Origin of the sequence: Roseobacter denitrificans OCh 114, from assembly GCF_000014045.1 — a bacterium.
Lineage (GTDB): Bacteria > Pseudomonadota > Alphaproteobacteria > Rhodobacterales > Rhodobacteraceae > Roseobacter > Roseobacter denitrificans.
Genome location: NC_008209.1, coordinates 1,205,397 through 1,226,609, shown reverse-complemented (window position 1 = coordinate 1,226,609; position 21,213 = coordinate 1,205,397). Strand labels below are relative to the sequence as shown.

22 protein-coding genes, 1 tRNA gene and 1 other RNA gene are annotated in these 21,213 nt (G+C 59.1%); 10 read left to right on the top strand and 14 right to left on the bottom strand.

Translation table 11 applies throughout. The features are described from left to right. Window positions 1-3 precede the first annotated feature (3 nt). From RD1_RS05830 to RD1_RS05820, 3 genes are all read right to left on the bottom strand, one after another. Complete coding sequence (locus RD1_RS05830; protein WP_011567530.1) at window positions 4-1,095, bottom strand: microcin C ABC transporter permease YejB; 1,092 nt, start codon at window positions 1,093-1,095, stop codon at window positions 4-6. A gap of 4 nt (window positions 1,096-1,099) precedes the next feature. Further along, on the bottom strand, window positions 1,100-3,031 hold the full coding sequence (locus tag RD1_RS05825; protein ID WP_011567529.1) for an extracellular solute-binding protein: 1,932 nt from the start codon (window positions 3,029-3,031) through the stop codon (window positions 1,100-1,102). A gap of 183 nt (window positions 3,032-3,214) precedes the next feature. Further along, complete coding sequence (locus RD1_RS05820; protein WP_011567528.1) at window positions 3,215-3,718, bottom strand: c-type cytochrome; 504 nt, start codon at window positions 3,716-3,718, stop codon at window positions 3,215-3,217. A gap of 119 nt (window positions 3,719-3,837) precedes the next feature. On the opposite strand from RD1_RS05820, the gene RD1_RS05815 reads away from it, so the two are divergent. Continuing rightward, a complete protein-coding gene (locus tag RD1_RS05815; RefSeq protein ID WP_011567527.1) occupies window positions 3,838-4,695 on the top strand; it encodes a prephenate dehydratase in 858 nt (285 codons plus the stop codon). Here RD1_RS05815 and RD1_RS05810 read toward each other — a convergent pair. Both RD1_RS05810 and nudC read right to left on the bottom strand, forming a co-directional pair. After that, window positions 4,677-5,144, bottom strand: coding sequence for an SRPBCC family protein (locus RD1_RS05810; protein ID WP_011567526.1), 468 nt, complete (start codon window positions 5,142-5,144; stop codon window positions 4,677-4,679). The genes RD1_RS05815 and RD1_RS05810 overlap by 19 nt on opposite strands. 104 nt (window positions 5,145-5,248) lie before the next feature. Continuing rightward, window positions 5,249-6,217 (bottom strand): NAD(+) diphosphatase, encoded by a 969-nt coding sequence (gene nudC / locus RD1_RS05805; RefSeq protein WP_011567525.1) that lies wholly within the window; start codon window positions 6,215-6,217, stop codon window positions 5,249-5,251. 58 nt (window positions 6,218-6,275) lie between these two features. On the opposite strand from nudC, the gene RD1_RS05800 reads away from it, so the two are divergent. Next, window positions 6,276-8,228, top strand: coding sequence for a 5'-nucleotidase C-terminal domain-containing protein (locus tag RD1_RS05800; protein WP_254658790.1), 1,953 nt, complete (start codon window positions 6,276-6,278; stop codon window positions 8,226-8,228). A gap of 49 nt (window positions 8,229-8,277) precedes the next feature. Beyond that, window positions 8,278-8,374: signal recognition particle sRNA small type (ffs, locus tag RD1_RS20655), an RNA gene on the top strand. 199 nt (window positions 8,375-8,573) lie between these two features. On the opposite strand, the gene RD1_RS05795 is transcribed toward ffs, so the two are convergent. Both RD1_RS05795 and RD1_RS05790 read right to left on the bottom strand, forming a co-directional pair. Next, window positions 8,574-8,651 (bottom strand) — tRNA-Arg (locus RD1_RS05795). Window positions 8,652-8,995: 344 nt separating this feature from the next. Further along, entirely contained in the window at window positions 8,996-9,307 is a 312-nt protein-coding gene (locus tag RD1_RS05790; RefSeq protein ID WP_011567522.1) for an ETC complex I subunit, read from the bottom strand. 282 nt (window positions 9,308-9,589) lie between these two features. Between RD1_RS05790 and uvrB the strand changes: the two genes are divergently transcribed. After that, window positions 9,590-11,788 carry an excinuclease ABC subunit UvrB gene (uvrB, locus tag RD1_RS05785; RefSeq protein ID WP_011567521.1) on the top strand — a complete coding sequence of 733 codons (2,199 nt, stop codon included), beginning with the start codon at window positions 9,590-9,592 and terminating at the stop codon, window positions 11,786-11,788. Here the strand turns inward: uvrB and RD1_RS05780 are convergent. Beyond that, window positions 11,785-12,342, bottom strand: a complete 558-nt coding sequence (locus RD1_RS05780) for a T4SS efffector SepA family protein (RefSeq protein WP_105880325.1) — start codon at window positions 12,340-12,342, stop codon at window positions 11,785-11,787. The two genes, uvrB and RD1_RS05780, sit on opposite strands and share 4 nt — an antisense overlap. Window positions 12,343-12,624: 282 nt before the next feature. On the opposite strand from RD1_RS05780, the gene RD1_RS05775 reads away from it, so the two are divergent. The 4 genes from RD1_RS05775 to RD1_RS05760 all read left to right on the top strand — a co-directional run bounded on the left by RD1_RS05775 (window position 12,625) and on the right by RD1_RS05760 (window position 14,617). After that, window positions 12,625-12,963 (top strand): EamA family transporter, encoded by a 339-nt coding sequence (locus tag RD1_RS05775; protein WP_044032972.1) that lies wholly within the window; start codon window positions 12,625-12,627, stop codon window positions 12,961-12,963. Between the two features lie 42 nt (window positions 12,964-13,005). After that, window positions 13,006-13,494 carry a HugZ family protein gene (locus RD1_RS05770; protein WP_011567519.1) on the top strand — a complete coding sequence of 163 codons (489 nt, stop codon included), beginning with the start codon at window positions 13,006-13,008 and terminating at the stop codon, window positions 13,492-13,494. Between the two features lie 97 nt (window positions 13,495-13,591). Further along, window positions 13,592-14,101: a hypothetical protein gene (locus RD1_RS05765; protein WP_011567518.1), complete on the top strand. Its 510-nt coding sequence runs from the start codon at window positions 13,592-13,594 to the stop codon at window positions 14,099-14,101. A 90-nt stretch (window positions 14,102-14,191) separates the two neighbouring features. Further along, window positions 14,192-14,617, top strand: a complete 426-nt coding sequence (locus RD1_RS05760) for a hypothetical protein (protein ID WP_011567517.1) — start codon at window positions 14,192-14,194, stop codon at window positions 14,615-14,617. A gap of 169 nt (window positions 14,618-14,786) precedes the next feature. Here RD1_RS05760 and RD1_RS20650 read toward each other — a convergent pair whose 3' ends face one another. Further along, window positions 14,787-15,017: a zf-TFIIB domain-containing protein gene (locus tag RD1_RS20650; RefSeq protein ID WP_011567516.1), complete on the bottom strand. Its 231-nt coding sequence runs from the start codon at window positions 15,015-15,017 to the stop codon at window positions 14,787-14,789. 140 nt (window positions 15,018-15,157) lie between these two features. On the opposite strand from RD1_RS20650, the gene RD1_RS05750 reads away from it, so the two are divergent. Next, window positions 15,158-15,865 (top strand): hypothetical protein, encoded by a 708-nt coding sequence (locus tag RD1_RS05750; RefSeq protein WP_011567515.1) that lies wholly within the window; start codon window positions 15,158-15,160, stop codon window positions 15,863-15,865. 6 nt (window positions 15,866-15,871) lie between these two features. On the opposite strand, the gene RD1_RS05745 is transcribed toward RD1_RS05750, so the two are convergent. Together RD1_RS05745 and RD1_RS05740 are read right to left on the bottom strand one after the other, a co-directional pair. Beyond that, window positions 15,872-16,273: a DUF4864 domain-containing protein gene (locus RD1_RS05745; protein WP_011567514.1), complete on the bottom strand. Its 402-nt coding sequence runs from the start codon at window positions 16,271-16,273 to the stop codon at window positions 15,872-15,874. Window positions 16,274-16,333: 60 nt separating this feature from the next. Beyond that, window positions 16,334-17,917: a lysine--tRNA ligase gene (locus tag RD1_RS05740; protein ID WP_011567513.1), complete on the bottom strand. Its 1,584-nt coding sequence runs from the start codon at window positions 17,915-17,917 to the stop codon at window positions 16,334-16,336. 172 nt (window positions 17,918-18,089) lie between these two features. Between RD1_RS05740 and RD1_RS05735 the strand changes: the two genes are divergently transcribed. Then, the gene (locus RD1_RS05735) at window positions 18,090-18,458 is read left to right on the top strand and encodes a tellurite resistance TerB family protein (RefSeq protein ID WP_050759060.1); all 369 of its coding nucleotides are present in this window, start codon (window positions 18,090-18,092) and stop codon (window positions 18,456-18,458) included. Window positions 18,459-18,505: 47 nt separating this feature from the next. On the opposite strand, the gene dacB is transcribed toward RD1_RS05735, so the two are convergent. From dacB to RD1_RS05720, 3 genes are all read right to left on the bottom strand, one after another. Then, complete coding sequence (gene dacB / locus RD1_RS05730) at window positions 18,506-20,005, bottom strand: D-alanyl-D-alanine carboxypeptidase/D-alanyl-D-alanine endopeptidase (RefSeq protein ID WP_011567511.1); 1,500 nt, start codon at window positions 20,003-20,005, stop codon at window positions 18,506-18,508. 82 nt (window positions 20,006-20,087) lie between these two features. Continuing rightward, window positions 20,088-20,687 carry a nicotinate-nucleotide adenylyltransferase gene (locus RD1_RS05725; protein ID WP_011567510.1) on the bottom strand — a complete coding sequence of 200 codons (600 nt, stop codon included), beginning with the start codon at window positions 20,685-20,687 and terminating at the stop codon, window positions 20,088-20,090. Between the two features lie 36 nt (window positions 20,688-20,723). Then, complete coding sequence (locus tag RD1_RS05720) at window positions 20,724-21,212, bottom strand: MOSC domain-containing protein (protein ID WP_011567509.1); 489 nt, start codon at window positions 21,210-21,212, stop codon at window positions 20,724-20,726. Window position 21,213: the final 1 nt, after the last annotated feature.

The window sequence follows — 21,213 nt, the reverse complement described above, 5'->3', positions numbered from 1 at the left end:
TCCCTAGCCCTCCCGCCGTTCAAAGTCGATGCGCGGATCAACCAGCACATACATCAGATCAGACAGCAGCCCCACGATCAGCCCGATCAGGCCAAAGATGAACAGCGTGCCAAAGACAATCGGATAATCCCGGGCAACGGCGGCCTCAAAACCCAATCGGCCCAATCCATCAAGGCTGAAGATGGTTTCGATGATCAGCGAGCCGCCAAAGAACACACCGATGAACACCGCCGGGAAACCTGCGATGACAATCAGCATCGCATTCCTGAACACATGCCCATAAAGCACGCGCGCCTCTGTCAGCCCCTTGGCGCGCGCCGTCATGACGTAGTGTTTCTTGATCTCATCCAGAAAACTGTTTTTGGTCAGCAGCGTAAGCGTGGCAAAAGCCGAAATCGTCGAGGCCATGACCGGCAGCGTGATGTGCCAGAAGTAATCGACAACCTTGCCCCAGGCCGACAGCTCATCGAAGTTATCGCTCGTCAGCCCCCTCAGCGGAAAGATCTGCCAATAGGAGCCCCCGGCAAACAGCACCAGCAGTAGGATCGCAAACAGAAACCCCGGGATCGCATAGGCCGCGATGATGGCCCCAGAGGTCCAGGTATCAAAACTGGTGCCGTCCTTGACCGCCTTGCGGATGCCCAGCGGGATCGACACAAGATAGGCAATCAAGGTGGACCACAGCCCCAAGGTGATCGACACGGGCAGCTTTTCCTTGATCAGGTCAATAACGGAGATCGACCTGAAATAGCTCTCTCCGAAGTCAAAGCGCATGTAGTTCCAGATCATGTTCAGGAACCGCTCAACGGGCGGTTTGTCAAAACCGAACTCCGCTTCCAACTCCGCGATGAATTCCGGCGGCAGCCCGCGCGCTCCGATATACTGGCTGTCGTTCCCGGCACTCAGATCCTGCGCACCGGCATCATTATTTGCGCCGGAAAACCCTTCGAATACGTCGCCGCCCCCCTGGATACGGGCAATGGCCTGTTCCACCGGGCCGCCGGGCACGAATTGCACCAGCGCGAAGTTGATCAGCATGATCCCGAGCAGCGTCGGAATGATCAGCAACAACCGTCTGATAATATAGGCGCCCACGGCGTTACCTCAGCGCTCCGGCGGCGCGCAAGGCATCCGCCTTATCCTGATTGTACCACCAGAAATCCAATTGCCCGAGGGCAAAGGGCGGGATCTCCGCCGGGTGCTCATACTGGTCATAATAGGCGACCCAGTGGCTGGGGTTATACCAGACGGGGATCATGATGAATTCATAGCGCAGCGCCCGGTCGAGCGCTGTCAGGGATGCCTGCTCTTCTTCGCGTGTTGTGGCGTTCAGCGACCGTTCGATGATGGCATCCACTAGAGGGCTGGCGAGCCCTGCCGGGTTGAACAGCGAAAATTCCGCCGCCTCTGAGCCGTAGCGCTGCATCAAACCGGTGCCGGTGCCCAGAAATGCCGCATAGGCGTCAAAGACAAGGTCATAATCGCGGTCCCGCTCGCGCGTCGTGTATTGCGCGGCGTCCACCTTTTCAAAAGTGATGTCGACGCCCAGTGTTTTCACATTGGCAACGTAGTTCTCCATTACCGCGCTCAGCGTCGGTGAAGTGGCGCTGTTGAACAGGAAATTCAGCGATAGGGTTTCGTCATCCGCATTCCTGCGGATACCGTCGTCCCCGACAACCCAGCCTGCATCGTCCAGCAGTCGCATGGCCTTGCGTGCATTGCGTCGGTCCAGCAGGCGTTCAGCGTTGGAAGTATGTGGCACCAAAGCCGGTTCGCTCAGCATTTCCGGCGGCACGAGGTCGCCAAGGCTTTGCAGGAACGCAAGTTCCGCATCAACGGGCAGGTCAACGGCCATCACAGGCGTGCCCTGCGTGAAAGACGCGCGCTGCCGGAACAATCCGTATTGCAGGCTTTCGTTTGTCCATTCAAAGTTGAAGGCCAGCGCCAGAGCCTGACGCACCCGGCGGTCCGTCAGCGTGTCGCGGCCAAGGTTGAAAACGATACCCGAGGGCGTGGGCGGTGATCCGTTGGGCAGTTCCTTGGTGACCACCAGCCCGTCGCGGGTCTTGGGAAAATCATAGCCGGTTGCCCATTTCTTGGAATCACCTTCGCTGCGGAAGGTGTATTCCCCCGCCTTGAACGCCTCGAATGCCGCCGTGTCATCGCCGAAGTACTCGATGCGAATCTCGTCAAAGTTGTTGCGTCCGACGTTGAACGGCAAATCCTGACCCCAGTAATCCGGGTTGCGCTTGTAGGTGATGCGACGGTTCACATCGACACTGTCGATCATGTAAGGCCCGGAACCGGGCGACACTTCGAGCCGGCTTTCATCAAGGCCAGCGCCGGTTTCCTCGTACCATTTCTTGGACCACGCAGGCACAAAGCCGACCTGATCAATCAGGCTGCGGCGCGAAATGCCTTCGGTGAAATAGAATTTGATGGTGTGATCATCAATGACTTCGACCTTGGGAATACGCTTGCGCACCGCATCCGCATAGGATTTCAGGCCCTCATCCAGCAGCAGGTTGTGGCTGAAGGCAATGTCATGCGCCGTTACAGGGGTTCCGTCAGAGAACCGCGCCTCAGGGCGCATGTAAAAGATCACCCAATCCTTGGTCTCGGGGTATTCGACCCTTTCGCACAGCAAACAGTAGGATTCGCCATAGGTGTCCGCCGGGGCACTTGCGCCGCCAGTGCCATCACCCAGCAGGCTTTCATACATGATGCTGGACAGGGCACCGGCGCGGCCCTTGCGCGTGTAGGGGTGCATCGAATCGAATGTCCCCACCACGCTCAATGCGATTTCACCACCTTTGGGCGCATCAGGGTTCACATAATCAAAATGCGCGAAATCGGCAGGATAGCTCAAGTCACCGTAAAAGGAATAGCCATGGCTGACGATCATATTGTCCGCCGCGCGCGCCGAAGTTGTCCAGAAGGAGCAGATTGCCAAGACCAGAATGCCAAGACTAAGACCAACCAGACCCTTGTTTTGCTGGTTCTTATCGATCCGAACTTGCGATCCTGCCATCTGGACGTCCTCCTTTTGCGCGCCGGAGTGCCCCGGCTTCTTCCCTCAGATGTAAGCTAACGGGACGCCGGGCCAAGATACAAGTTGCGAAAATGTGATTGTAGCCGCCAACATACCCGGCAAAGAATAAAAAAGCCGCGGGCAGAGATGCACGCGGCTTGATCAATTGGTGTGTCTTTTCGATCAGTCGTCGAGGCTGTCGAGGTAGGCGATCACATTGGCGCGATCCTCAACCTTGCGCAGCCCTGCAAACCCCATGGAGGTACCGGGCGCATAGGAAGATGGTTTTTCAAGGAAACCGCTCAGGTTTTCCGGCGTCCAGGCACCTTCCATGGAGGCGAGCGCATCCGAATAGCCATAGCCTTCTGCCGCAGCCTTGTCGCGCCCAACCACACCGTAAAGATATGGTCCGGCGACGTTCTCGCCCTCAACCAGCTTGTGACAGGCTGAACACTTGCGGAAAACCTTCGCGCCGTCTTCCACGCTTGCCGACGCCATGATGGTCGCGAAATCAACTTCTTCCACTTCGGCGGTGTCTTCACCGCTTTCGACTTCGATCACATAGGATGCTTCACCATGCATCTCTACGTGGTAGAGTTCTTCTGCGGCCCATTTGCCCAGAAGGAACACCAGCAAGGCACCACAAATGCCACCGGCTGCTTTCGTAAATGTCATTGTATCAAGCATGGGTAGGTTCCATCACTAACTTCTTGACGCGCTATCTACGTCTTCACCTTGGCCGTGGCAAGGTGTACTTACCGCGACGAAACGCCTCTTTTTTCGCACGAATGTATTAGGAAACCGTAATGACCCGTAAAACTGCCGTCCGCATCGCTTTTCAGGGGGCGCTTGGTGCGTATAGCCACGAGGCAGCATTGAATGCGCGCCCCGATGCGATTCCCGTGCCATGCGCCACATTCGACGATGTGATTGCGGCGATGCACGCGGGTGATGCGGATCTCGCCATGCTGCCGGTGGAAAATTCAACCTATGGTCGGGTTGCGGATATTCACAGGTTGCTGCCAGAAAGCGGACTGCACATCATTGACGAGGGGTTCGTGCGCGTTCGCATAAACCTGATGGCCCCCAAGGGTGTCAGCCTCGCAGAGGTCAGGCACATCCGCGCCCATCTTGTCCTGATCCCGCAAGCGCGCAGTTTTCTGGATCGCCACGGGATCACTGCCGAAGCGGCCGCCGATAGCGCAGGGGCCGCGGCGGAACTTGCGCGCCACCCCGAACCCGGCGTTGGTGCTTTGGCCAGTGCCGTGGCGGCCGACATACATGGTCTTGATATTCTGGCCCGCGACATCGAGGACGAACATCACAACACCACCCGCTTCTTGTTGATGTCGCACGATTTGGACAAGACACGTCGCGCGGACAAGATGATCACCACCTTTGTCTTCGAGGTCCGCAACATTCCCGCGGCCCTCTATAAGGCCATGGGGGGGTTTGCGACCAATGGCGTCAATATGACGAAACTGGAAAGCTACATGGTCGGCGGGTCGTTCACGGCAACCCAGTTTTATGCGGATATCGAAGGCCACCCGGATGATCCGGGCGTGCGGCGTGCCTTGGAAGAGTTGGACTATTTCACCAATATGATTGAAATCCTCGGTGTTTATCCCGCGCATCCGGATCGCGATCAGACGGTGGCGCGATAAGCGCTTTCCGTCTCGCGGGCGAAATCAGCCATGCGTTTTGCAATCTTTTGTTCCATCGTGGCTTTGGTCACCTCCAGCGCCTTCAGAAACAGACGGCCAGAGAGTGTTTGACCTTCAAACATGAAGCTCAGGGTCATCTGCGTCTTTTCGGTTTCGCGCGGTGACAATTGGCACATGGCCCGCCCTTTGAACGATTTCGCCAGCACGGACATGACCAGATGATCCGGTGCCATAAGGTCCGTCACCGCAAGGGTCAGGTCCAGCGCTTTGCCGTGAAACAGAAACTGCACATCCCAAACTGGCCCCGCCACCGCATCAGAAGGCGCGGCGCGTCGGTGCACCTTTACCCCGCGCGCGATCGCAACCTTTTCAAACCGCTCGAAATCCGTGACTGCCTGAAAAACAAACGCGGCCGGTGCGTCGATCTCCTTGCTCAGCGAAATATCCATCTCAACGCCTTTGTTGCCTTTTGCGCAAAGATGCAGCCGCGACTGCGTAAATCAATGCGCTGTGCGCGCCAGCCATTGTCTGACCCTGCGCGGTTTACTCGGTGTCACTCCAGACGATCCGCCAGCCAGTGTTGGATCAGGAAATGCGCAATCGCCCCCTTGCGCGCGGGCAGAATATCGGGGTGATGCCCTGAATAAGCGATCAACATGTCTTCCTTGCTGACCCACATGGCATCTTCGATTTCCAGCGGGTCAATCGTCAGCTCCGTGTTCAGCGCTTCAGCGGCGCAGCCAAACATCAAGGACGCGGGAAAAGGCCATGGCTGGCTGGCAAGATATTCAACCGCACCAATGCGCACGCCGACCTCTTCGAAAACCTCGCGCCGAACCGCCGCTTCGAGCGTTTCACCCGGTTCGACAAACCCCGCGAGGAGCGAATACATCTTGTCCGGCCATCCCGGCGAACGCCCGACCAGCACAGAGTTACCGTTTGTCACCAGCATGATAACAACCGGATCCGTGCGCGGAAAATGCGACGCATTGCACGCGGGGCACCGCCGTTGCCAGCCCGCCTGCACCATATCCGTCTCCACTCCACAGCAGGCGCAAAACCCATGGGTCGCGTGCCAGCCGAACACCGCCTTGCCGGTGGCGGCCAGTTCAGCATCGCGCGGTGACAGCCATGTCATGACCCGGCGCAATTCTGCAAATACCATGTCATCCGGCAGATCAGGATGCCTTTGCTCGGAAGGGTCAAGAAACCCGCCCAACTGATCCTCGTCCAGATCCTCGGGCACCCAGTTTGACAATTCAAAGGCAAACCGTGCCGCACCGTCTTCGCGCCCGAGCAGAATACTGTCCTGTGACGCATGACGCAGCACCGGGTGATCCAGCGGCAGGCGCACAAGCGTGGCCGGGGTATCAAGCGACAAAAGCGGCTTGCCACGCCAGAACAGCACCGCACGGCTTTCGGGATCGGTTTTCGTGGCAGCCAGTGCCGCCGGGTTGGCGCGGATCTCGCCGGCCCGGTCCAGATCTGAGCCGCCAAAAGTTACTGTTTCTGCACGTTTCATATCTGCTCCGCCGCATGGGCGTTGAGCATTTGCATGCAAACATAAAGAGTTCAAGAGCTTGGGCAATAAACTCGCCACCAAGCCTTGCCAACCCCAGCATGATCTGTTGGAAGTTGATACACCCATCAGTTGTCTTGCCATGCCGATCCGGAGAAAGAAAATAACAGACGCACGGTCCAGAGAATTTCGCCTGCGCATTCTGGCAACCAGTGATCTGCACATGCAGATGACCTGTTTCGACTATGTCAATGACCGCCCCAATACCGGTGGCAGTCTGGCAAAGCTGGCGACGCTGATCAAAAAGGCGCGCCGGGAAGCAGATGAAGCCGGGGCTGCGTGCCTGCTGTTAGACAATGGCGACACATTTCAGGGCACGCCCATGGCGGACCTGCTGGCGCGCGACGAAATCCATGGCCCGCACCCCATGGTTCAGGCGATGAATGCGCTGCACTATGACGCGGGCGGGCTGGGCAATCACGATTTTGACTACGGCAGCGCGCATCTCGACAAGGTGCTGTTTGAGCAAAACATGCCGGTCGTCTGTTCAAACCTGATCTCGTCAGAACTGAACACCGTCAAAACACAAGTGATCCTCGAACGCAGCTTGACCGACCAATATGGCAAGCCCGAAACCCTTCGAATGGGAATCCTGTCCAGCCTGCCCGACAAAACTGCGCTGTGGAACCAACATCAACTGAAAGACCGCGTCGCATTTACCCCCCCGATACCCGCCTTGCGCGACGCGGCGGCGGCGTTGCGCGCGCAGGGCGTCGATCTGATCATCGTACTGGCGCATATGGGCTTTTCCCTGTTCGACGAGGGGCCCGCAGCGCAGAATCTAGTGAGCGAAGTTGCCCAGCTTGCCGACGTGGACATCGTCGTGGCAGGGCACACGCACCTGCGTTTTCCCGGTCCTGATCACGCGGGTCTGAAACATGTAAATACCGTCACGGGACGTGTCCACGGCAAACCCGTGGTGCAACCCGGTCCGACCGGCAATGACCTCGGTGTCATTGATCTGACGCTTCGCAAGGCAGATGCAGCAAGCCTCTGTACCATGGCCGACGCGCAGATTGCGCTCTGGGCGACGGGTCCGAATACCGCCGAAGACACCGACATCATTGCCTGCACGCAAGACATGCATGACCAGACCCGGCGCCACCTTGGCCAACAGGTCACCCATATCGAAAAACCCATGCACAGCTATTTTGCGCTATGCCAGCCCAGTCCGATACCAGCCCTGCTTGCAGCGTCAAAACACAAGGCCATCCGCAAGATCATTGCAGGCACAAAATATGCTGACCTGCCCCTTCTGGCCGCTGCATCCGCCCCCTCAACGGGTGGGTTTGACGGGCCGGAGAACTTTCTGTTCCTCTCAGAGGGCAAAGTTGAAAGGCGCCATATCTCGGGCATGAACCCCTATGCCAACCACGTCTGGGCGGTCAAAACCACCGGAGCACAGATTCGTGACTGGCTCGAACGCTCTGCCCTGATTTTCAACACGCTGATGCCCGACGCACCGGACCAGATGCTGATCAACACCCACATCCCGAGCTTCCGGTGCGATTTTATCTACGGGTTACGCTACGAGATCGACCCTTCCCGCCCTGCACGTTTTGATGCCGCCGGGCAGGCCGTTCCCGGCGCGCGTGGCAGGATCGGGGATATAACGTGGAACGATGCGCCCTTGCAGGACGCTCAGGAGTTTCTTGTCGCAACAACCGACCATCGCGCCAGCGGGGGCGGGCTGTTCAAGGTGTTTTCGCGGGATGAGATCGTCGTGCAGGGCCATGCGCCGCTGCAGGCCGCCGTGATGGATTACCTCAGCGATCCGGACTTTGATGCCTTGCAGGCCACGCAGCCATGGTCGTTTCCCAAGGATATCTGCCGCAGCGCGATTCTACTGACGGCGCCGGAGGCCGAAAGCCATCTCCACGAGATCGCCCATCTCAAACCACAGGTGTGCGGCCAGACCGATGACGGTTTCCTGCGCATCCGTATCACGCTTTGAGCGCAAACGCGGTCTTGCGCAACGCAACCCTCTTGCCTATATGGAAAGTGAGAGGTTGGTGCGGGCGAGCGCCTCGCCAACCCGGTCAGATCCGGAAGGAAGCAGCCGTAACGAGCCCCGCTTGGGTCGTTATCCAGCCTCTCACCCTTTCCCCTCCTCGTGTGATCTCACCGCCATCGGCAGGTCACAGATCAATGAGCCAAGTTAAATGTCCTGGAAACCGAGCGGAGGTCGGATGACCAGAGCGTCCGGCGAAATACCTGAAACATCACGTACCGCGTTGAAATCCTTGATATCAGGCAGCGTTGCGTGAGCGAGGTTTTTCGCATGACGCTTTAAAGAAAGTGGCGAGCCGTGGAGGACTCGAACCCCCGACCTGAGAATTAGAAGTTCCCTGCTCTAATCCAGCTGAGCTAACGGCCCGCGTTTGCAGCAGGATGAGCCATTCAGCCGTCCCCTGCTCGCGTGTGTCTAACCCTCGCCCTGCGCCCGGTCAATTGACGAAATGCGCATCGTGCAAAGACATCTGCAAGGTGTCATCCATTTCAGACAAGATGCCCCGTCGCAAAAAACGAAAGTTACCGAGCGCTTGTTCAAATGATTCCACAGCCACGCCACGGATCGGAGCGACCCGACAACACGTCGTCCGCCGGGTTTTCGAGTGCTTTACAAGGTACGTGAGCGTCTGACGAAATACCTGAAATATCACGCGCTGAAGTCCTTGATTTCAGGCGTCGTTACGTTACTCAAGTTTTCCGCATGACGCTTTAATGTGTCCACGCCCCACGGCGTCCCGTTGCGAAATTCTCGCCGTATCCACCGGGACGAATGTTCGGGCGGCGCTTCTTTGGCTCCTGCACATCGGCGTCGATGCCATTCTCGCGCGCATATTCCACCGCGGCTTCCTTGGAGTCAAAGCGCAGCCTGACCTGCGACTGCATATCGCTAGACGATGTCCACCCCATCAACGGATCAACCTCGCGCGAGGACTGAGGCGCGAACTCCAGTATCCATTTATGCGTTTTCGCCAAGCCGGATGACATTGCGGTTCGGGCAGGTTGATAAATTCGCGCGCGCATCGTGCCACTCCTCAAAAATCATGCATGTATATCGGCAATTTTCCCCTCAAGAGCAAGACGCCAAATACGCGCATCCCGGCTAATTTAACTCAAAGGCGTAGCGCAAGGGCCCCAGAAAATCCGACGGTCGCGCCCGGCCTGACAACGGGCCGTTGCGCGACGGGGCCCCGACGCGCCCCCGCCGTCCCGTTTGCTTTCCTGCCAAAACATGTCAGCAAGCACAGGCACTGGCCTTGATCATGGCGCAGATAAGCGCATCTTGGCAGGGAAAGAGAGAACCGCATGCCCTACGCACATTCCGACACCACCGAGGCCGTTCTGGCCAACGCTGCACCCGACGTGCGCGCCCGCGAGAAACTGGAGGGTGGCAAGCGCTTCAAGCTGGCGACCGACTTCGAACCCGCAGGTGACCAGCCCACCGCCATCAAGGAACTCGCTGCCGGTGTGCTGAGCGGGGAACGCGACCAAGTGCTTCTGGGGGCGACCGGCACGGGCAAGACCTTTACCATGGCCAAGGTGATCGAGGAAACGCAACGCCCCGCGATCATTCTGGCCCCCAACAAAACCCTCGCTGCCCAGCTCTATGGCGAGTTCAAAGGGTTCTTTCCCGATAACGCGGTGGAGTATTTCGTCAGCTTCTACGACTACTATCAGCCCGAAGCCTATGTGGCGCGCTCGGATACCTACATCGAGAAAGAGAGCCAGATCAACGAACAGATCGACCGCATGCGCCACTCCGCGACACGCGCCCTGCTTGAACGCGACGACGTGATCATCGTGGCCTCGGTGTCCTGCATCTATGGCATCGGATCGGTGGAAACCTACGGCGCCATGACGCAGGACCTCAAGACCGGGCGGATGTATGACCAGCGACAGGTGATGGCGGATCTGGTGGCGCAGCAATACCGCCGCAACGATCAGTCCTTTCAGCGTGGGTCTTTCCGGGTGCGCGGCGACAGCCTCGAAATCTTTCCCGCCCACCTTGAAGACCGCGCCTGGAAGTTGTCTTTTTTCGGCGAAGAACTGGAATCTATCACCGAATTCGACCCGCTGACCGGTGAGAAAACCAACACATTCGAGCAAATCCGCGTTTATGCCAACAGCCACTACGTGACGCCGAAACCCACGATGCAGCAGGCAATCATCAGCATCAAGAAAGAGCTGCGCACCCGGCTCGATCAACTCGTGGGCGATGGCAAACTGCTCGAAGCGCAGCGGCTGGAGCAGCGCACGAACTTCGACCTTGAGATGCTGGAAGCCACGGGCGTGTGCAACGGGATCGAGAACTATTCGCGCTATCTGACCGGTCGCGCACCGGGGGAGCCGCCCCCCACGCTCTTTGAATTCATCCCCGACAACGCCATCGTCTTTGCCGATGAGAGCCACGTCTCCGTGCCGCAGATCGGCGGCATGTACAAAGGCGACTACCGGCGCAAATTCACGCTGGCCGAACACGGGTTCCGCCTGCCTTCCTGCATGGACAACCGCCCCCTCAAGTTCGAGGAATGGGACGCCATGCGCCCGCAATCGGTCTTTGTTTCCGCCACGCCCGCCGCCTGGGAAATGGACCAGACAGGCGGTGTGTTTACCGAACAGATCATCCGCCCCACCGGCCTGATCGACCCGGAAATCGAAATCCGCCCGGTCGAGATGCAGGTGGACGATCTGCTGGATGAAGTACGCAAGGTGGCCGCCGATGGCTTCCGCACACTGGTCACGACGCTCACCAAACGCATGGCCGAGGACCTCACCGAATACATGCACGAACAGGGCATCCGCGTGCGCTACATGCACAGCGATATCGACACGCTGGAACGCATTGAAATCCTGCGCGATCTGCGGCTGGGTGCCTTTGACGTGCTGATCGGGATCAACCTGCTGCGCGAAGGTTTGGACATCCCCGAATGTGGGCTGGTGGCGATTCTGGATGCGGATAAGGAAGGCTTCCTGCGCTCTGAAACCTCACTGATCCAGACCACGGGGCGCGCCGCGCGCAATGCCGAAGGGCGCGTGATCATGTACGCCGACCGCATTACCGGCTCGATGGAACGCGCGATCGAGGAAACCAACCGCCGCCGCGCCAAACAGATCGCCTATAACGAAAAACACGGCATCACCCCGACAACGGTGAAAAAGAACGTCGAGGATATCCTCGCCGGGCTTTACAAAGGCGACACGGACCAATCCCGCGTCACCGCCAAGATCGACAAGCAGATGGCGGGCGGCAACCTGCAGGCGGTGCTGGACGGGCTGCGCACGGATATGCGCAAGGCCGCCGAGAACCTCGAATTCGAAGAGGCCGCAAGGTTGCGCGACGAAGTCAAACGCCTCGAAGCCGTCGACCTCGCCATCGCCGACGACCCCATGGCGCGTCAGTATGCAGTGGAAAAAGCCGTGGAAGACAGCGCCAAAGCCTCAGGCCGCAGCACACTGGGCCGCGGCGGCATGCGCGGCGGGGTGAAGCGGAAGCGGGGGCGTTAAATTTTGATCCTCGCACGCTCTCCTGGAAGGTATGCGCCTTTCTTGTCCCTCCAAACAAAGTCGATCTGCAAACTTTGTTTCAACGAACGTGCTGATCGAATTGCTATCTCAATCGCATCGTCAGACGAAACGCCTTGGTAGGATAAGTTCAGTTCTGGCAAAAATTTGTAACCCTCATCACTCTTCACGCCTTCTACGATATTTGCACCGGAACAATTCTTGACAGCCCTGAATTCGCCGTGTTCGTTCCAAAGCGCATGTAAAGATGCTTTAACCAAAGCGTCCCAAGTCGGCTTTTCGATTTCGCGGCCTGCAAATGAACCTTCCAAAACTTTTGTGTGACGCAACGGAGGAACCTCATGTGGACCAAAGTGCTTACCCATCCGCGTTGCTAATTCAACCTCAGTCCGGCTACTCCGTGAGTCCTTTGCGGCTTCTGCGGCTTCTGCAATATCCAAAACCTTAGCAAAAGCGGTGGCCGCACTGTCTACTAGCGGCGTCGCAAAGGCCTGCAGTCGCTGAAAATCACGTGCATATACTTCAATGTTCTGCATTTCATATTTTCCTTTCATATTTTCATATATCCATATTTCCCTAAACCGTCAACTTGAAAATACCTAAACTCACAGAACGCGCCTTCGAATTAACTCAAATAAATGCGCGCAGATTGTCTAGTTTTTGGTGCTACACACCGACGGAAACCACACGGATTTTATGCGTCGGGCATTGCTCACAGAAGTCTCGCCATCTATGTAAACTGGTTCACATCCATCCAGCCGTTTCTATGCCACACTCAAAAACAGGGCATTCCCCCTGCTTTTCGGAAAGGGCATTTCATGACCCAACTCGCTTTTGGTTACGGCTTTATCATTTTCACGGCTCTCATCGTCATCATCGGTGACAGTATCATCAAGGTGGCGGCGGATGCGGGGCATGCGATTTCGTCCTCTTACGTTGTGATCGGCGTGGTTCTTTACGGCGTCTCGGCGGTTCTGTGGTTTTTCGCCATGCAGCACATCACCCTCGTGCAGGCCGCAGTCGCCTATTCGATGCTGACCCTCGTCGCCCTCGCCATCATCGGCGCGCTTTGGTTCAACGAGCCGCTGCACCTGCGCGAATACGCGGGTCTGGCCTGTGCGTTGCTCGCCATGGTGCTGATGAGCCGCATCGCCTGAATACCCGGTTGCAACCGGCGCGCCGCGCCCCACATCTGATGCATGAGCAAACGCGACCCCTTCCGCCCGGTTGATGCCGAGGCCCGCGCGCTGGCGCGCGATCTGATCGACCATGCCACTTACGCAGCCCTCGCCGTGATCGAACAGGGACACCCCAGCGTGAGCCGCATCGCCTTTGCCACCGACCCGGGTGGCGCGCCGTTGTCGCTGATTTCGGACCTGTCCTCGCACACCACGGCGCTGGAGGCACAACCCGACTGCGCGCTGCTTGTGGGCGAACCATCAGACCGGGGCGATCCGCTGACCCATCCGCGCCTGACCCTGCAGGCCACCGCCTGTTTCATCCCCCGCGACAGCGCCGAACACCCGGCCCTGCGCGCGCATTACCTTAAACAGCGCCCCAAGGCGAAACTCTACATTGATTTCGGTGATTTCCGGCTGGTTCGCTTTGACGTCCGCCTCGCCTTGCTGAATGGCGGTTTCGGGCGTGCCTACAAGCTGACGGCGGCTGACCTGACCATGGCGCCCTAGGCCGGATCATCCCCGTCCGTTCCGCGCTTTACGACCTTGTCCTCTCTGCGCAATTGGATAAGCTGCCACGCATCAATTCAACCTAAAGAGGTGCGCCATGATGCTTTTCTCCACCCGCTCCATCGCCGTGATTGCCACGGCCGTTTTTGCCACCGGTGCCAGTGCCGACACCTTCCTGAAATACGGCGAGGTCGAGGGCTGGAAGGTCTATATCGATCAGGAAAAGAAATCCTGCCTGATCGAAACAGTCGATAGCGCTGAGAATGTCGTGCAGATGGGCCTGACCGAAGACCGCAGCGTGGGCTATCTTGGCGTCTTCACCAAGGGCGAAACCGCCCTGAAGGCAGGCGAAACGGAGGCAGTCGTGATCCTGATCGGTGAGAACATGTATGTCGGCGAGGCCACGGGCATGCGTGGAAACATCACCAAAGGATACTCCGGTGGTTACGTGCTGAGCGATAGCCCGCAGTTTGCTGAGGATCTGGCGCAACAATACACGATGACCGTCTTTCCCGAAAAAGACTACGCCTTCACCATGGACCTGAGCGGCACAAAAAAGGCGATGGCCATGGCGCGCGAATGCACCCAAAAGCAGATCAGCGGGTAAAGCGTTGACATTGCAAGGGCCGGCGGCGCAAAGCCCCGGCCCATTCTGCGCAGCATTTGAGAATTCGCCACAGCGCCCTACTCTTTTTGCATGCGGTACGCCCTGCCCCTGATCCTGTTTGCAACCGCCTGCCCGGCATGGGAGTTCACCCCCGGCCTGCCCTGCCTGTTGAACCATGAAGAAGGCGGCGCGGCGGTGGCGTTGACCTATGACCCGACCGCACCGCTCTACACGATATCCATCACCACTGCAGAACCCTGGCCCGTTGCGCCGAATTTCTCGATGCGTTTTGACGGGCCGTCCGGCCTGATGATTTCAACCGACCGCCAGACCTTCAGCGCGGATCGCCGCACGCTGACGGTGACGGATCGGGGTTTCGGAAATGTTCTGAACGGATTGCAGTTCAACGAGAGCGCAACCGCAACACTGGGCGCAGCGACGGTGCGCTTTTCGCTCAGCGATGCCGCCGAACCGGTATCCGATTTCAGGCAGTGCCGTGCATCACCCGGCGTCTGAAGATACCGGGCGGCAATGCATCGCGGCTGGTGCTGGTTAGGGGTTCAAACCTCCAACCCGGACGCTCTCAAGCGTCATGCGAAAAACCTGCATCACGTAGAGCTGTCTGAAATCAAAGATTTCAATGCGTTACGTAATACTCGATGTTTCAGGTATTTCGTCAGACGCTCTAGAAGTCAAACAACTCATCGAGGAAGCCACCGCGCTTTTTCCTTCGATACCCGCCACGATCGTCATAGCCGCGCGACGGGGCTGGGGCAGCGGGCGGGGCGCTCCGGTCGAGAATCTTGTCGAGTTCGCCACGGTCCAGCCAGACGCCGCGACACTGAGGGCAATAATCAATTTCAACACCGCTGCGGTCGGTGATCACAAGGGTCGTTCCATCAACAGGGCATTTCATCGCGCTCTCCTTTTGTTCCTTCTCTCCTAGATAGGAAGTCTGTTCCGGTTTTCACCCGCGCAGAACCGCAAAAATCTCTAAAAATGCGTAACCAATTTTTAACGCTCGTTAACCATGATGCAGACCGGGAGACGAATGTGATGCGGTCCGTGGTTTTCGCGCTGATATTGGCCTTGGCAAGCGCGCCTTCCGCGCAGGCTGGGGCGTGGTTGCGCGAAAAAGGCAAAGGTTTCGTGTCAACCTCCGTGCAGACAACCGAAAACAACGGCAGCTCCGTCAGCTTTTACATGGAATACGGGTTGGGTGAAAAAGTCACCATCGGCGCCGATATCACCTATGACACTGAAATTCTGAACTATGTCGCGGGTGCCGATATCGCCGCTACGACGATCGAAGACGTGCCGATCGGGTCCGGCATCCTGTTTGCGCGCTTTCCCTTGGGCCCCGTGGACCAGCCCAATAAATGGGCCTTTCACCTCGGTATCGGCGCGCGGTACTTCGAGGCGGAGTTTCTCAAGGCCGCCGAACTGGGCCTGTCCTGGGGCCGTGGTATTCAGATCGGCGATAAATACGGCTGGGTCAATGTGGACAGCAGCTATAACGACGCCGAAGCACCCGCCAAAGCGCGCATCAAAGTGGATGGCACGGTCGGTCTGGGGCTCACCGACACAACCAAGGTCATGATGCAGATGTTCAACACGTTCGAGGATGGACAAAGTTTTTCAAAACTCTCCCCCTCGCTGCTGTTTTCGCCGGGCAGGGGCCGGGTGACGTTTCAATTCAGCAGCGAGATACCGGTCGAAAGCGGTGAGGCGTCGCTGAAACTCGGGGTCTGGACGGAATTCTGATGCCGGTCAGGTTATGAAATCGGCCGCATCCAGAATCTGCACCCCATTGATACGCCAGCCATTTTCAGTTTCGAGCATGCGGTAATCAAGGATATGCACCTTGCCTTCCATGTCCTTGATCCGAACCCGCTGCCAATGGATGCCGTCCTCAGTACGGTTTTCCAGATACTCCACCGTGTCAGGCCGCCAGACCATCGGATACCCCTGCGTCACCATGCGCCTGAAATTCTCGGGCGTGGCGAAATAGCGTTGCAAACCGGGGCTGGCATATTCCATCGCCTGCGCAAAATCATCTTGCTGAAAGGCCGACAGTTGACTGTCGATCACATCGCGCATGTCCTTGGGGTTCGCCACCGCGCCAAAGGCGGCCAGAACCGTGAACACAACGCCTAGAACAACTGCACGCATGGGCATTCTCCTTGATCCGATAGATCAAGGGTAAACCGCCAGCGCCATCCGGCAAGGGTGTCAGTCGTCGCTCAGCAATTCACCGGCAAGCGCGGCATCAATCAGAGCGACCGTTTCCTGCACCCCGTAAAGGGCGATGAAGCCACCAAAACGCGGCCCCTGCGACGCGCCCAGCAGCACCTCATAAAGGGCCGTGAACCATCCGCGCAAGGGATCAAACCGCTCGCGCCCGCAGGCATAGACGATGGACTGCAACGCCTCATCATCCACCGGCCCGTCATAGGCCTTGAGCTGGTCGCGCAGGTCCTCCAGCGCCTCACGCTCCAGATCACTGGCCGCGCGATAGACCTTTTTCGGCTTCACGAAATCGTTGAAATACCGCACGGCGAAATCTGCCGCTGCGTCCATATCCGGATTGTTTTCCGGATTGCTTTCAGGCGCATAGCGCTGGATGAACCCCCAAAGCTGCGATTTATCCTCAGCGGAGGACACGCTCGCCAGATTGAGCAGCATGGAAAACGGCACCAGCATATTCGACGCCGGCACATCGCCCCCATGGATATGCCACACCGGGTTGTTCAACCGCTGCGCTGTGTCCTGACCGGCATAGGCGCGCAATTGCTGATGGTATTCGTCCACAGCCTTCGGGATCACGTCGAAATACATGCGCTTGGCCGTCTTCGGCTTTTGGTACATGAAATACGACAGGCTCTCGGTGCTGGCATAGGTCAGCCATTCGTCAATGCTGACCCCATTGCCGGAGGATTTGGAAATTTTTTGCCCGTTTTCATCCAGAAACAACTCATAGGTGAAATGCTCCGGCGGGCGCTGGCCCAGGATACGGCAGATCTTGTCATAGATCGGCGTATTGGTGGAATGGTCCTTGCCATACATCTCGAAATCCACGCCGAGGGCCGCCCAACGCGCGCCAAAGTCTGGCTTCCACTGCAATTTGACGGCACCACCGGTGACCGGCAGCGTCATCTCTTCACCATCTTCGCTGTCAAAGGTGATGGTGCCCGCCTGCGCGTTGACCTCTTTCATCGGGACATACATCACGCGCCCGCTTTCGGGATGGATCGGCAGGAAAATCGAATAGGTCTGGCGCCGCTCCTCGCGCAGCGATTTCAGCATCACAGCCATGATTTCATCGTATTTCGCGGCGGCGCGCAGCAGAATCTCATCAAACTGCCCGGTGTTATAGAACTCGGTCGCGGAAATGAATTCATACTCGAACCCGAAAGTGTCCAGAAACCGGCGCAGCATGGCGTTGTTATGCGCGCCAAAACTGGCATGCGTCCCGAACGGGTCCGGCACGCTGGTCAGCGGGCGCTGCAAATGCTCGGTCAGCGCGTCGGGATTGGGCACATTGCCCGGCACTTTGCGCATCCCGTCCAGATCATCGGAAAAGCAGATCAGCCTGGTCGGAATATCCGATATTTCCTGAAACGCCCGCATCACCATCGAGGTGCGCGCCACCTCGCCAAAGGTGCCGATATGCGGCAGGCCCGATGGGCCATAGCCCGTTTCGAACAGGACATAGCCTTTCTCCGGCGGGTTCTTTTCGTATCGCTTGAGCACGCGGCGCGCCTCTTCAAAGGGCCATGCTTTGCTCGTCATCGCGGCGGTACGGGTGTCGGACATGATATATCAAACCTCTGGGTGCCGCGCCTCTTGCGCGACGTTCCGCCCGTCCCTATTGCCTTGTCATAGCGGCGTCAATAATCTGCGCCTGTAACCTTTTGCTGAAAGCACCCCTCCCTTGCCCGATACACCAGCCCATTCATTTTCTGCGCAGGACTGCCTTGTGGCGCTCATGATCGCGGTTTCCGCCTCTGACGAAGACATGCGCACCTCGGAACTCGTGAAAATACAGGCTGCCGTGCAGCTGCTGCCGATCTTTTCCGACTACGACCCGGACCGGATCACCCATGTGACACAGGTGGTCTTTGACCTGCTGGAACAGGAAGACGGTCTGGATGCGCTCTTTGGCCTCATGCGCGAGGGGCTGCCCGAACGTCTTTACGAAACGGCCTATGCGCTGGCCTGCGATGTGGCGGCCGCAGATGGCACCCTGGGGGAGACCGAACTGCGCCTGCTGGAGGAGGTCCGCTACGAACTCGCGCTGGACCGCCTGCATGCTGCCGCCATCGAACGCGGGGCCCGGGCGCGCCACCTGACCTGACCGCGGCCCGACCGAGGACGCAGGCCCGCCCTGCGACCAACATCGGATTACGCCGCCGGGTCGTAGACCGCCCCCCACCGCATGATCAACTGCCGCTGCAGGCGGCGCGCCCGTGTGGCATAGCTGCGCCCGCCGGGTGGGCGTTCGCGCTGCGCACGGGTAATGCCCGCCCTTGTGGCTTCATCGGCGGCAAAAATGGCGAATACCAACTCGCGCCCCTCGGGCGTTGTGACATAGCCGCCCAGTCCCGAAACGAAATTCAGCGTGCCGGTTTTGGCATCCGCCTGCACCGGGTGCTCATTGACCAGACGCCCCTGCGAGTCCAATAGCTTCACCGACTTGAGCAGCGGGCGCAGCAAGGCCGCGTGACCAATGGCCCCGAGGCCGCGCACCATATCCTGCGCGCTGACCCGGCTGTCGCCCCCAAGTCCTGAGTGATCGACAAAGGCCGGGCTTTGCATTTTCAGCACATCCTTGGCCCATGCATTCATCTCGCGCGCTGACGCGGCAAGGCTGCGCACCTGCCCGGTCCGCGCCTGCGTCGCCGCCATTCCGATCATTTCAGCGGTCAGGTTGTTTGAATACTTCAGCATCGCGCGCAACACGTCACTGAGTGGCGCGCTCTCGATCTCGGCCAGAACGGCCCCTTGTGGCGCTGCCTTTTGCAGCTTGGCCGCAGGCAGAACGATCCCGTGCGACCGGGCGAGCGTTGCAAACACCTCCCCCGCATAAAGCCCCGGTCGGCGCACCGGCAGCCAGCGCGACCCGCCCGACCCCAAGGCGCCACTGGCGACGGTCCAGTTATCGCGGCCGTTCGCTTCCTCATAGGTGTAAATCGGCGCGCGCCGTTGCACGACCTTCATACGCGCAACCGCCACCTCCGGGCGGTAGCGCCCTGCGCGCGCATCCATGGTCACGGTGTATTTGCCCCCCGCCCGTTTCCATTCGAAATGGACACGGTTGAAGTTGAGCGCGATCCCGGCCACCGCCGGGCTGTAGCCCACATGATCCGGCTGCTCAGGATCGATGGAACGCACCGTGGCAACGGGCCCTTCGTAGACACGGAAATCCCCTTTGACCTCGCGAATGCCCGCCTCTTTCAACTGTGCGGCCAGCGCTGCAAAGGCGCGCGTATCCGTTGTCGGATCACACCCACCGGCCAGAACCAGATCGCCCCGGACCACACCATCCGTCACACCGCCCGTCGCAATCACGCGGGTCTTGAACCGGTGCGCGGCCCCCAATGTGTCCAGCGCATAAAGCGCCGTGATCGCCTTGGTCACGCTGGCGGGCGCGATACCCAGTTCGGGGGCGCGCGCCTCAAGGATCTCACCGGTTTTGGCATCCGCAACCGCAAAGGCTACATCACCCGACAGCCGCGCCTTTTTCACCAGCGCCTCCGGACCGGGCGGGCGCACGGGGCCACGCCCTCTTGGGGGACGCTCGGACACAAGCGGCGCGCCGGCGGCCAGAGGTGTCGCAAGCGTCGCCATCAACGCCTGCACCACAGCGCGGCGTGAAAAACTCGAACAAGGTGTCTTGGTCATGGTCAAACCCTACCCCCAGCCGGGGCGCAGAAACAACAGTGCAAAGGCCATCATTTTGAACCGATTGCGGACGCAGGCAGCCTCAGACCCAGCCACCCTTGGACCGGATCGCGGATGAGGATTGTTCTACCATGGGGACGTTAACAAAACACCACGCCGGCGCGGCGGCACGTCCCAAAAGCTGCGAGGCGCGCCCCGGTATGCGCGCGCGGCCAAAAACCGCCGCAGCCGGGCTCATCCGCGCCGGGATTCTGTCGCCCGGTCGGGCAAGAACCCCAAGCGGCGTGGTGCTGGCGATGTCACGCCAGCGCTGCCATTTGTGAAACTGCGCCAGATTGTCAGCCCCCATCAGCCAGACGAAATGCACCCCCGGATAAAGCGCCGACAACTGATCGAGCGTCGCCGCCGTATAGCGCGTCCCAAGCCGTGTTTCGACGTCGGTGATGATCACGCGCGGGTGCTGCATGATCGCCTTTGCACGGGCCATCCGCGTGTCCAACGGGGCCGGACCCTGCGGTTTCAACGGGTTACCGGGCGAGACCAGCCACCAGACCCGGTCAAGTCCGAACCTCTTGAGCGCCTCGCGTGTGATATGCGCATGGCCCTGATGTGCCGGATCAAACGAACCGCCAAACAGCCCGATCACCTCACCTGCGCGCGCTTTCGGAAAGCCTTGTCGCACCCATCGCTCCCTTGCCTGATGGTCAGCGCCCTACAATCAGGCCGGGGCCCCGCTTGTCAATGGCATGACCGCGTCGCCGCGCTTTATCTCGCCGCCCTGCAGCACGCGTGCACACCATCCGCCATGCCCGCGCACCGCTGAATAGCCGCCCGGGCCCAGGATCTCCTCCATCCGGCTGCACGGGGCGCAAATCCCGGTGACTTCCAGCACGACGCCTCCGATCCGCAACTGCCGGTTCTTCAACGCTGAAAGATTGATGCCCGATACAACAAGGTTGCGCCGCAGCTCTTCGGGCGTCACCGGAGTGCGCCCAAGCATCGCGCCGATCACCGGCAGATGCTCCGCCTGAAGCAAGGTCACAGCGCGCTTTTGCGAGGTTCCGTGATCGCCCGTCAGCCCGGTTTCGCCAACCTCGGCACGCGCGCAGGCGACAAGCGGCGCACGGCGCGCGGGGCGCAGACCGATCCACGTTACCGCGCCGGGCTGCGCATGGCGCGCGATCAATGCCTTGAGCGGGCTTTCCATC

What these genes read in the sequence shown, in the direction of transcription:
- RD1_RS20650 (WP_011567516.1), bottom strand. Translation starts at nt 15,017, where the DNA reads ATGAAATGCCCTGTTGATGGAACGACCCTTGTGATCACCGACCGCAGC.
- RD1_RS05825 (WP_011567529.1), bottom strand. Translation starts at nt 3,031, where the DNA reads ATGGCAGGATCGCAAGTTCGGATCGATAAGAACCAGCAAAACAAGGGT.
- RD1_RS05765 (WP_011567518.1), top strand. Translation starts at nt 13,592, where the DNA reads ATGATGCTTTTCTCCACCCGCTCCATCGCCGTGATTGCCACGGCCGTT.
- RD1_RS05750 (WP_011567515.1), top strand. Translation starts at nt 15,158, where the DNA reads ATGCGGTCCGTGGTTTTCGCGCTGATATTGGCCTTGGCAAGCGCGCCT.
- uvrB (WP_011567521.1), top strand. Translation starts at nt 9,590, where the DNA reads ATGCCCTACGCACATTCCGACACCACCGAGGCCGTTCTGGCCAACGCT.
- nudC (WP_011567525.1), bottom strand. Translation starts at nt 6,217, where the DNA reads ATGAAACGTGCAGAAACAGTAACTTTTGGCGGCTCAGATCTGGACCGG.
- RD1_RS05720 (WP_011567509.1), bottom strand. Translation starts at nt 21,212, where the DNA reads ATGGAAAGCCCGCTCAAGGCATTGATCGCGCGCCATGCGCAGCCCGGC.
- RD1_RS05760 (WP_011567517.1), top strand. Translation starts at nt 14,192, where the DNA reads ATGCGGTACGCCCTGCCCCTGATCCTGTTTGCAACCGCCTGCCCGGCA.
- RD1_RS05740 (WP_011567513.1), bottom strand. Translation starts at nt 17,917, where the DNA reads ATGTCCGACACCCGTACCGCCGCGATGACGAGCAAAGCATGGCCCTTT.
- RD1_RS05745 (WP_011567514.1), bottom strand. Translation starts at nt 16,273, where the DNA reads ATGCGTGCAGTTGTTCTAGGCGTTGTGTTCACGGTTCTGGCCGCCTTT.
- dacB (WP_011567511.1), bottom strand. Translation starts at nt 20,005, where the DNA reads ATGACCAAGACACCTTGTTCGAGTTTTTCACGCCGCGCTGTGGTGCAG.
- RD1_RS05735 (WP_050759060.1), top strand. Translation starts at nt 18,090, where the DNA reads ATGATCGCGGTTTCCGCCTCTGACGAAGACATGCGCACCTCGGAACTC.
- RD1_RS05780 (WP_105880325.1), bottom strand. Translation starts at nt 12,342, where the DNA reads ATGCAGAACATTGAAGTATATGCACGTGATTTTCAGCGACTGCAGGCC.
- RD1_RS05820 (WP_011567528.1), bottom strand. Translation starts at nt 3,718, where the DNA reads ATGCTTGATACAATGACATTTACGAAAGCAGCCGGTGGCATTTGTGGT.
- RD1_RS05790 (WP_011567522.1), bottom strand. Translation starts at nt 9,307, where the DNA reads ATGCGCGCGCGAATTTATCAACCTGCCCGAACCGCAATGTCATCCGGC.
- RD1_RS05815 (WP_011567527.1), top strand. Translation starts at nt 3,838, where the DNA reads ATGACCCGTAAAACTGCCGTCCGCATCGCTTTTCAGGGGGCGCTTGGT.
- RD1_RS05770 (WP_011567519.1), top strand. Translation starts at nt 13,006, where the DNA reads ATGAGCAAACGCGACCCCTTCCGCCCGGTTGATGCCGAGGCCCGCGCG.
- RD1_RS05775 (WP_044032972.1), top strand. Translation starts at nt 12,625, where the DNA reads ATGACCCAACTCGCTTTTGGTTACGGCTTTATCATTTTCACGGCTCTC.
- RD1_RS05810 (WP_011567526.1), bottom strand. Translation starts at nt 5,144, where the DNA reads ATGGATATTTCGCTGAGCAAGGAGATCGACGCACCGGCCGCGTTTGTT.